The organism is Streptococcus sp. SM3 (assembly GCF_027497875.1).
On the sequence record NZ_JAJNSA010000083.1, the window covers coordinates 1 to 10,451 of the forward strand.

Annotated in this window: 7 protein-coding genes and 1 pseudogene; 2 read left to right on the plus strand and 6 right to left on the minus strand. The window is 39.4% G+C overall.

All coding sequences use genetic code 11. The annotated features are described in order from the left end of the window. Positions 1-64 (minus strand): annotated as a pseudogene (locus PAN06_RS10715) (alcohol dehydrogenase); the annotation flags it as partial. Positions 65-541: 477 nt separating this feature from the next. After that, on the minus strand, positions 542-2,992 hold the full coding sequence (gene pbp1b, locus PAN06_RS10720; protein ID WP_269796288.1) for a penicillin-binding protein PBP1B: 2,451 nt from the start codon (positions 2,990-2,992) through the stop codon (positions 542-544). A gap of 141 nt (positions 2,993-3,133) precedes the next feature. On the opposite strand from pbp1b, the gene tyrS reads away from it, so the two are divergent. Continuing rightward, the gene (gene tyrS / locus PAN06_RS10725; RefSeq protein ID WP_269796289.1) at positions 3,134-4,390 is read left to right on the plus strand and encodes a tyrosine--tRNA ligase; all 1,257 of its coding nucleotides are present in this window, start codon (positions 3,134-3,136) and stop codon (positions 4,388-4,390) included. A gap of 78 nt (positions 4,391-4,468) precedes the next feature. Here the strand turns inward: tyrS and PAN06_RS10730 are convergent, their stop codons facing one another. Both PAN06_RS10730 and PAN06_RS10735 read right to left on the minus strand, forming a co-directional pair. Then, positions 4,469-6,529 carry a heavy metal translocating P-type ATPase gene (locus PAN06_RS10730; RefSeq protein WP_269796290.1) on the minus strand — a complete coding sequence of 687 codons (2,061 nt, stop codon included), beginning with the start codon at positions 6,527-6,529 and terminating at the stop codon, positions 4,469-4,471. Between the two features lies 1 nt (position 6,530). Further along, a complete protein-coding gene (locus PAN06_RS10735) occupies positions 6,531-6,809 on the minus strand; it encodes a DUF6110 family protein (RefSeq protein WP_000910903.1) in 279 nt (92 codons plus the stop codon). 151 nt (positions 6,810-6,960) lie between these two features. Between PAN06_RS10735 and PAN06_RS10740 the strand changes: the two genes are divergently transcribed. Continuing rightward, positions 6,961-7,809, plus strand: coding sequence for a putative RNA methyltransferase (locus PAN06_RS10740; protein WP_269796291.1), 849 nt, complete (start codon positions 6,961-6,963; stop codon positions 7,807-7,809). Between the two features lie 105 nt (positions 7,810-7,914). Here the strand turns inward: PAN06_RS10740 and PAN06_RS14400 are convergent, their stop codons facing one another. Continuing rightward, positions 7,915-8,121, minus strand: a complete 207-nt coding sequence (locus PAN06_RS14400) for a hypothetical protein (RefSeq protein WP_004262261.1) — start codon at positions 8,119-8,121, stop codon at positions 7,915-7,917. A 773-nt stretch (positions 8,122-8,894) separates the two neighbouring features. Beyond that, a partial coding sequence (gene glgP / locus PAN06_RS10745) for a glycogen/starch/alpha-glucan family phosphorylase (protein ID WP_269796292.1) occupies positions 8,895-10,451 on the minus strand: 1,557 nt, incomplete at its 5' end.

Below are 10,451 nucleotides of genomic sequence, written 5' to 3' on the forward strand. Positions count from 1 at the left end.
TCACTGGTTTGTCAACGTCAACAAAAGAAGCAAGTCCTGGTTTAACATAAGTATAGGCTTTCATAAAGCACTCCTCCGTTTTTTTATTTGTACTATTTATAATACAATTGTAAGCCTTTTCATTTGTTTCTTCAAGTATTTTTGTGATTTTTTTAACTTTTTTATTTACCGGTAAAGAAATATAGATAAAAAAGCAGAAGCTAGTCTGCTTTTATCCTTAACAAAGAGAAATTTCACTACTCCAGAAGAACTTTCGATTAACATAAAACGACTAAACAAAAATGATATTACTGATAGATGGAGAATATTCTTCTATATCATTAATAAACTAGGACATCCCAAACAATTGCACTTTCAGTAAATTTCTATACTAAAATTACGAATAATCTCTGCAATATTATCTAGGCTACAAAACTCACTTGATAATTTACATTTTACCAACAATTTTGATAATAGCGTTTGTCTTTAAAAGTACAATAACGGTCTTGCTTCTCTCTTAACGAGATTCAAGACCGTTATTTAAGATTTTTATTTTATAGCTCTATCTTCTGCTATTTGATTGTGTTGCTGATGAACTTGGGGTACTGCTAGAACTACTACTTGAACTTGGGGTAGACGAGAAACTACCAATAATACCTGACCAAGCATTTTGGTAATCTGCTTCACTTCCTCCAATAGCAAAGTGATAGCTTGTCGTTGGAGCTCCCGCCTTGTTAGCCCAATAGCTCGTTACAGTAGAACCTGAAAGATCCACTGTTCTTCCATTAACGGATACTTTGCCAGGCTTCTGCCCTGTAGATCTGAGGACCTGAGACTGGGTCACACTAGAATCAAGATTAAAGCGTTCATTGCCCCAAACACCAGGCTCAGCCTGTTGGATAGCATTGACCAAGTGGGCCATATATTTGGCATTTCGATAATGCCCAGCCCCCTTAGCCATTGGGCGGTTGTCATCGTGACCTAGCCAACCACCTAGAGTCAATCTTGGTGTCGAAAGCATGAGCCACATATTTTCATCTTCATTGGTTGTACCAGTCTTACCAATCCAGTCTGCACGAGCTAAGCTTGAATTAATAGAAGCCAAATCCGTTTGGAAACTTGAAGTGATCCGAGATGAAATCACCTCACGAAGCAAACTCTGCATGATCGTTGCTGTTGCCTTCGAATACACTTGAACTGGTTTGTCTTGGAACTCATAGATTACTCTACCATCAGATGATTCAATCTTAGAAATCACATGTTTTTGATGGTAGACACCGTTATTGGCAATTGTTTGATAACCATTGGTATGCTGGGCAACTGTGACTTCAATCCCACCACCCATAGGCAGACTTTCGATACCGTACTCTGGAATCTCGTAACCCATTTTTTCCATATAGCTCTTAACATCGACACCTTTTTCACGAAGCATGCGATAAGTCCAATAGGCTGGAATATTCCATGAATAGTTTAAAGCATCACCCAAATTGACCATATCTGTACCTTTACTACTACCATGCACAATCGGACTACCATTTGCAAAATTTGTAGGATAATTTGACAATATGCTAGCACTTCCCATCAAACCTTGGTCAATGGCAATTCCGTAGGCCAGCAAAGGCTTGGTTGTAGAGGCTGGCGAACGCTTGGTGTCAAAGGCGTGATTGTTTTGGTTAGTCTGGTAATTACGACCACCAACAAAGCCTAGAACAGCCCCCGTTTTATTGTCCATCAAAACATTCCCTACTTCAGGCTGCCCAGTCGAATCATCTACCAAATAACCATAGTTAGCAACTGCATTTTGCATGGCCGCATGGATTTTTTTATTGATCGTTGTAGTGATTTTGTAGCCGCCATTACTTAGTTCCTGCTCAGCTCTCTCATGATAAGCCTTTCGAATCGCTTCATTTTTCAACTCTTGGTTAGAGACATTGTCCTGTCGAACTAAATAATCATACATACGGTCTGTCGCTTCAGCCATAGCTGTAAAGTAGAGATAATCCCTCGAAACAACATTGACAGTTCCTGATGGCAAGAAGTCTTGTTTGAGATTATAATCCTTGTACTGGTCGTATTCTTCCTGAGTCAGAGCACCCGTACGGTACATGTTGTAGAGAACATCCTTGGCCCGCTTCAAACCAAGTTCTAAGTCTTCATCACTCTTTAACTCTCCAGTATTTTCATAAGGGGAATAAGTAATCGGACTCTGTGGCAAACCTGCTAGGAAGGCAGCTTGGGGAATACTCAACTTTTTGGCATCGATACCAAAAATCCCTTCAGCAGCTTGCTGGGCACCTGCAATATTCTGCCCTTTATGATTTCGACCAAAGGGAGCAACATTGAGATAAGTCGTCAAGATTTCATCCTTACTCATGCTACGTTCCAAGGCAAGGGCATCAACAATTTCTGTAGCCTTACGAGCCAAAGTCGGAGCATCTCCGACCACTTGTTGCTTGATTAACTGTTGGGTCAAGGTCGAGCCCCCACTAGACGAGCCCAAACCTGCAAAGGTTCCCAAAGTCGCCCGAATCACAGCTTTTGGCACAACTCCTTTATGTTCAAGAAAATGTTCATCCTCAGTAGCAACGATAGCCTTTTTGAGATTGTCCGATATTTCCTCAGATGAAACAGAAGTTCGCAATAGGTCACTCTCGATAGAAGCGATAACACTCCCATCTGCGTAAACAATTTCTGAGATGGAAGAAATATTTTTAACCTGCTTGACCAAATCCTCCGATTGGGGAACCTTGGCCTTGTCAAACAAAGCAACTCCATAACCAAGAGCTACACCAGCACCAAAAAGCCCACCGATAAAGCCTAGAATAAAGAGAGTATTCAAAATTCCCTTAATAGCAACTAAAATGCTACCTAGGATAGCCAGAACTTTCCCACCTGTCCCATCCGACTTCTTCTCTTCTGAGACTTTCTCTGATTTTTTATGATTTATTTTTGATTTTACTCGCTGGAAAAATTCCAGCATTTTTCGTTTTAATTCATTTAATTGATTTTGCATGGATTTCCTCACTCTATCTATTATACCATAAAAGGTAAACTTTCAATAAAATAGCCACTTTCTTCCCTATTCTACTAGGCTATTGCCCAAGTTTGTGATACAATAGGTAGAAACAATATTTTTAAAAAGGAGAAAAGACACATGCACATTTTTGATGAGCTAAAAGAGCGTGGTTTGATTTTTCAAACGACTGATGAAGAAGCTTTGCGTAAAGCCCTAGAAGAAGGTCAAGTTTCTTATTATACTGGCTACGATCCAACTGCTGACAGCCTTCACTTAGGCCACCTTGTCGCAATCTTGACAAGTCGTCGCTTGCAGCTAGCAGGTCACAAACCTTATGCGCTCGTTGGCGGTGCTACAGGTCTCATCGGAGATCCGTCCTTCAAAGATGCTGAACGTAGTCTCCAAACAAAAGACACAGTAGATGGCTGGGTCAAGTCTATCCAAGGACAACTTTCTCGTTTTCTTGACTTTGAAAATGGTGAAAACAAGGCTGTCATGGTCAACAATTACGACTGGTTTGGCAGCATCAGCTTCATTGACTTCCTCCGTGATATCGGAAAATACTTCACCGTCAACTACATGATGAGTAAAGAGTCTGTTAAAAAACGGATCGAAACAGGAATTTCATACACTGAGTTTGCTTACCAAATCATGCAAGGGTACGACTTCTTTGTCCTTAACCAAGACCACAATGTCACTCTTCAAATCGGTGGTTCTGACCAGTGGGGAAATATGACAGCTGGTACCGAATTACTTCGTCGTAAGGCTGACAAGACAGGCCACGTTATCACTGTTCCACTGATCACAGATGCAACTGGTAAGAAATTTGGTAAATCAGAAGGAAACGCAGTTTGGCTCAATCCTGAAAAGACTTCTCCATACGAAATGTACCAATTCTGGATGAACGTTATGGACGCTGACGCTGTTCGCTTCTTGAAAATCTTTACTTTCTTGTCACTTGATGAGATTGAAGACATCCGTAAACAATTTGAAGCAGCGCCACACGAACGCTTGGCTCAAAAAGTCTTGGCTCGTGAAGTCGTCACACTTGTTCACGGTGAAGAAGCTTACAAAGAAGCCCTCAACATCACTGAGCAACTCTTTGCAGGAAACATCAAAAACCTTTCTGTCAAAGAGCTCAAACAAGGGCTTCGTGGTGTACCAAACTACCAAGTACAAGCAGACGAAAACCACAATATCGTGGAACTGCTCGTCTCATCTGGTGTGGTTAACTCCAAACGCCAAGCCCGTGAAGACGTCCAAAACGGAGCTATCTACGTAAACGGTGACCGCATCCAAGACCTTGAATATGTCTTGAGTGACACTGATAAGTTAGAGAACGAACTGACTGTTATCCGTCGTGGAAAGAAAAAATACTTTGTATTGACTTACTAAATTGTTAAACATTTACCTATAAACAAAGGAGTTACCCTCGAGAAAGGTAACTCCTTTTTGCTGTGAATAATCCCCCACCTATCCCTTAATAGACAGACTACGCAGGACTATGCGCAAGGTTGTTAGATTATGTAAGATAGAAAGATTTGAAGGGCTGAGCCAATTAAACAAGCCAAAGCCAATCAAACTACTATTTACGACAACAGTATCTTGAATATTCTTCTTGATGAGTGTTTGCAAAGATGATGATAGCGAATCCAACTCTTGGAAGAAATCCAAGCGATTATCTAACAATAAGATATCGCTCATCTGCTTAGAAATGTCTGCACTCTCATTCATCACCACACCGATATCTGATAGGGTTAGAGCCGCTGAGTCATTCAAGCCATCCCCAACCATCAAAATAGTGTGACCTGCTTTCTGCAGTTCCTCTACTAACTCAAATTTTCCATCAGGTTTCAAGTCTGTATAGACCTGATCAAAGGGCAAATCTTTGACTAATTCCTCTGTCCTAACCAAGGTGTCCCCTGTTGCCAGAATCAATTTTTTCCCTTGTGCCTTAAGTTTCTCCAAGGCTGCTTTTGCTTCTTTTCTCAAAGGAGTATGAATGCAGAACATTCCAATCAATTCATTCTGATAAGCCAAGAATAAGAGATTGTAGTGACTCTTGTACTCTTCAATTAAAGCATTTTGTTCTGAAGTGATATGAATTTGCTCATCCTGCATCAAGACATAATTTCCAATAAGAACTGGTTGCCCATCTATATGAGATTTGATCCCCTTGCTTGCGATATATTGGAGCTTCCCATGCATTTCCTCATGTTCAATTCCCTCTATCTCAGCTTGCTTGACGATGGCATTAGCAATGGGATGATAAATGTGTTCCTCAAGACAGGCACTGATTCTGAGAATATCTTCCTCACTATAGTCCCCAAAAGGTAACACCTTTTCAACTATAGGATAACTAGTTGTGATTGTTCCCGTCTTATCAAACAAGAAAGTATCAACTTCCAGGTATTTCTCCAGAACATCCCCATCCTTAATCACCATTTCACGGTTCAACCCCTCCTTGATAGCTGTCAAATAAGCTACAGGAGTAGAGATTTTCAAAGCGCAGGAGAAATCGACCAATAGGAAAGAAATAGCCTTAGAAAAAGAACCTGTCAATAGGTAAGTCAGCCCAGCCCCCAAGAAATTATATTTGACGACCTTATCCGCCATTTTGATGAAATAGCGTTGTTTCGTTTTCTTGTTTTCTTCAGATTTCTTCATCAACTCAATCAGTTGTAAAATCCGGCTGTTCATCTGATTATCGGTTACACGAATGCGCAACTCTCCAGTTTCTAATACTGTATTTGCACAAACCAAATCAGACTCTCTTTTTTCAACTGGAAAACTCTCTCCCGTCAAGGAACTTTCGTTGACCATACCTAAACCTGAAACTACTTGTCCATCAAACAGAATTTCATTTCCTTGAGATAGGACCAAGACATCTCCTATTTGAACATCGGAACTCTTGATACTAACAACCGTATCGCCCTGTACTAGGAATACATCACTCTCTTTTGCAAGAAGGCTTTGTTCTAAATCTGTTGCAGTTTTTTTCAAGGACCACTGATCTAAATGATTCCCCAAATCAAGCATAAACATGATATTGCTAGCTGTCTTGGATTGGTTCATAAACAAGGACAATAAAATCGCCGAACAGTCCAAAACCTCCATCGTTAGTTCCTTACGCGCTAGTGTTTGATAGGCTTCTCTAATATAGCCAAAAGCCTGATAACAAGTCCATATATAGCGAATAGGATACGGCACAAAACTACGAAAAAGTACACGCTTAATCGCTGCACCTGAAACAATAGAATAAGCACTCTCTTCTCTACGAATGGGAAGAGTCATCAACTCAGAAACTTTCCCTTTATCAATTCTTTTTAAAAAGGCTTCTGCATTATCTAATACAGAAAAGCCTTCTTTTATGCGTAGAGTAAAGTGCTGTTGATCCATGTAAAACTGGATAGACTCAATCCCCTTTTCATCTCTCGCCAAGGAACGAAGATAGTCTTGAATATCCAAGGTGAGTGAAAAAGAAGATGATAGTCGGATATGTTGGTATCCTCTATGTAGCACTTTAAAAGACATATTATTCTCCTATAAGGCTATCTAATTGCTCTTCTTTTTTCTCTTGCTCGTACAAATATTTGGCATCTTGCAAGACATCGTCTCCATGTTGCTTCACAACAGAAACAGATGCATCTAGCTCGTCTTTCAGCTTGTAAGCCTTAGCCAAAGCTTTAGAATAACCTTTTTTAGCTTCCTTACTTGCTAAGATTTTCAAGCCAAGGGTACCAAATGCGACACCACCCAAAAAGAGTGATGATTTTTTCGCAACTTTTGCGACGCTTAATACTTCTTTTAACATACTTATTTCCTCCTTATCATTATTATATAGAAATTTAGATATAAAAGCAATTTTATTCTATAAATTGGAGAATTAGTTTTATTTCTACTGAATCTCCCATCTACTTATTCCTAAAGTTGCTTTCATTTGCCTCTTTTGATACACTTAAACTATGAATACAAATCTCAAACCCAAAATTCAGCGTTTTGCTTCTGCGACTGCCTTTGCCTGTCCTGTCTGTCAAGAAAATCTGACTCTGGTAGAGAGCAGTCTCAAATGCAACAATCGCCATTCTTTTGACTTAGCTAAATTTGGCTATGTCAATCTGGCACCTCAAATTAAGCAATCTGCCAACTACGACAAGGAAAACTTTCAAAATCGCCAAGAAATCCTAGAATCTGGATTTTATCAAGCTATTCTAGAGGTCGTCTCTGATTTACTTTCAAACTCAAAAAATGCCAAAACAATTTTAGATATCGGTTGTGGCGAAGGATTCTATTCTCGCAAACTTCAAGAAAGTCATCTTGACAAAACCTTCTATGCCTTCGACATCTCCAAAGATTCTGTCCAAATCGCTGCCAAGAGCGAACCCAACTGGGCAGTCAATTGGTTCGTTGGTGACTTAGCTCGTCTTCCTATAAAAGACGCCAGCATGGATATCTTACTTGATATCTTTTCCCCTGCCAATTACGGAGAATTTCGTCGCGTTTTATCCAAAGACGGCATCTTGATAAAGGTTATTCCAACTAAAAATCACCTCAAGGAAATCCGTCAGAAGGTACAAGACCAGCTGACAAACAAGGACTATTCAAACCAAGATATCAAAAATCATTTCCAAGAACACTTTACCATCCTATCTAGCCAAACTGCCTCTCTGACTAAAACTATCACAGCAGAACAGCTCAAAGCCCTACTCAGCATGACGCCCCTACTCTTTCACATCGACCAGAGCAAGATTGACTGGAGTCAACTGGCAGAGATTACTATTGAGGCTGAGATTCTGGTTGGGAAAGTACTATAATTGACACAAAAAACCGCATTTCAAGAAGATCTGCGGTTTTAAATTTCAATTTTTAAACTATCTATCCTAAAAGTCTAAAACATTTAAAGCTTTTAGCTTCTCCATTTATTTTCGATTCGAAATAACAAACTTATCAATAAATAACAAGTGAAATAAGGCCAGTACCAACCCCCACAAGCTACCACGAAAAGAGATTTCTTGATGATTGAGAGGAAACAAATCGTGGTTACCTATATAGAGGCATGTCAAAATCACAAATAGTATCCAAAATAAATCAGTCCATTTATATTTTGAAAAATATTTTTTCCACATAAAAACACCTTCTTTCCTATAATTATATTATAACACTTTATGTAAGCGAATACAAGGGATATGAGGTAATCAACTACGAAGAAATATAAGGCTGAAGACAGTAAAAACCAGCTTTTTAAGCGCTGGTTTATTGTTTTAAACTAGGTTTCTTATAAAGATTACTAACACTAAGCTTTAAAAAAAGTTAGTTTTTGAAGCGCTTGGATAAATAGAATCTAGAAAACAGAAAAAACTAAAAAGAATGTAGGGAAATAAACCTTACATTCTTAAAATAACTTAGTACATAAATGACAATGCTGTCGCCGCCATCAATATTGCAAGAACTATTTTCCAAATTTTTTTATTTTTTCCAAAAATCTTATCAGGTAACAAGCTTATTACAAGAAAGGTAATAAACAACACCAATTTAAGTGTATATATCATAAAAACACCTTCTTCCTTATAATTATATTATAACACTTTATGTAAGCGAATACAATAAATATGAGGTGTTCAACTACGAAGAAAAATAAGGATGAAAGACAGTAAAAACCAGCATTTAAAGCCTTCACTGTATCTAGGATCTCCCTATTTTTAGACAAAATTGACTCAAATCCACAGCATTTAAAAAAGCGAATTTCAATCGAAACTCGCTTTTTTACAAAATGTATTAGTGTGAATTTGTATCTTATACTCAATGAAAATCAAAGAGCAAACTAGGAAGCTAGCCGCAGGCTGTACTTGAGTACGGCAAGGCAACGCTGACGTGGTTTGAATTTGATTTTCGAAGAGTATTAGTTCAAGTGCCAGATATCTTCGTTATACTGAGCAATTGTACGGTCAGATGAGAAGAATCCTGCTTTAGAAATGTTAACGATGACTTTATCCAACCATGCGTCACGGTCTTCGTAGTCAGCCAACATTTGTTCTTTAACCTTGATGTAGTCTTCCAAGTCAAGAAGAGTCATGAACCAGTCTTTGTTGATCAATTCATTGTAAAGACGTTCCAAGCGCTCTTTGTTTCCAGCTGCAAGAACTGCATCGCTAACGATGAAGTCAACCAATGGTTTGATAGCTTCACGAGCGTAGAATTCGCTTGATTTGTAAGCTGCTTTTTCGTAAAGGTCGATAACAGTTTCTGAATCTTCACCAAAGATGTAGATATTTTCGTCTCCAACCAACTCAGCGATTTCCACGTTAGCACCGTCCATAGTACCAAGAGTCAAAGCTCCGTTCAACATGAATTTCATGTTACCAGTACCTGAAGCTTCTTTAGAAGCAAGTGAGATTTGTTCTGAGATATCACATGCTGGGATAAGGAAGCTTGCTGCAGTAACGTTGTAGTTTTCAACCATAACAACTTGCAAGTGTGGAGCTACTGCTGGATCGTTAGCAATAACTTCTGACATGCAAAGGATCAAGTGGATGATGTCTTGAGCGATTGTGTAGGCTGGAGCTGCCTTACCACCAAAGAAGATTGTGATTGGGCGAGCAGGGATGTTACCAGCTTTGATGTCAAGGTATTTGTGGATCACGTACAAAGCATTCATTTGTTGGCGTTTGTACTCGTGAAGACGTTTGATTTGGATATCAAAGATAGAGTTTGTATTGATTTCCACACCTTGGTGTTCTTTCAAGTGACGAGCCAATTTACGTTTGTTGTGAGCCTTGATGCTTTCCAATTTTTCTTTGACAGCTGCTTTGTCTTCATAAGACAAGAGTTTTTCAAGCTCATCTGCTTCATGGTGCCAACCTTCTCCAATAATCTCATCCAAGTAGTGAGATAGTCTTGGGTTAGCATGCATGAGCCAACGACGGAAAGTGATACCGTTTGTTTTGTTGTTGAATTTTTCTGGGTAAAGGTCGTAGAAGGCTTTCAATTCAGAGTTCTTCAAGATTTCAGTGTGGAGTGCTGCTACCCCGTTAACACTGTATCCGTAGTGGATATCCATGTGAGCCATGTGAACACGTCCGCTCTCATCGATGATTTGAACAGCTGGATCTTTGTATTCTGCTTTCACACGACGGTCCAATTCTTCGATGATTGGTACCAAGTGAGGAACCACTTCTTGCAAGAATTCAAGAGGCCATTTTTCAAGGGCTTCAGCAAGGATTGTATGGTTAGTGTAGGCAGTCATGCTACGAACGATTGAGATTGCTTCGTCAAGTTCGATACCACGAGCAGTCAAAAGACGAATCAACTCAGGGATAACCATTGATGGGTGAGTATCGTTGATTTGTACAACTGCGTAGTCAGCAAGGTCATGCAAGTTGCTTCCTTTTTCGATTGCTTCATCGATGATCAATTGCGCACCGTTTGAAACCATGAAGTATTGTTGGAAGATACGGAG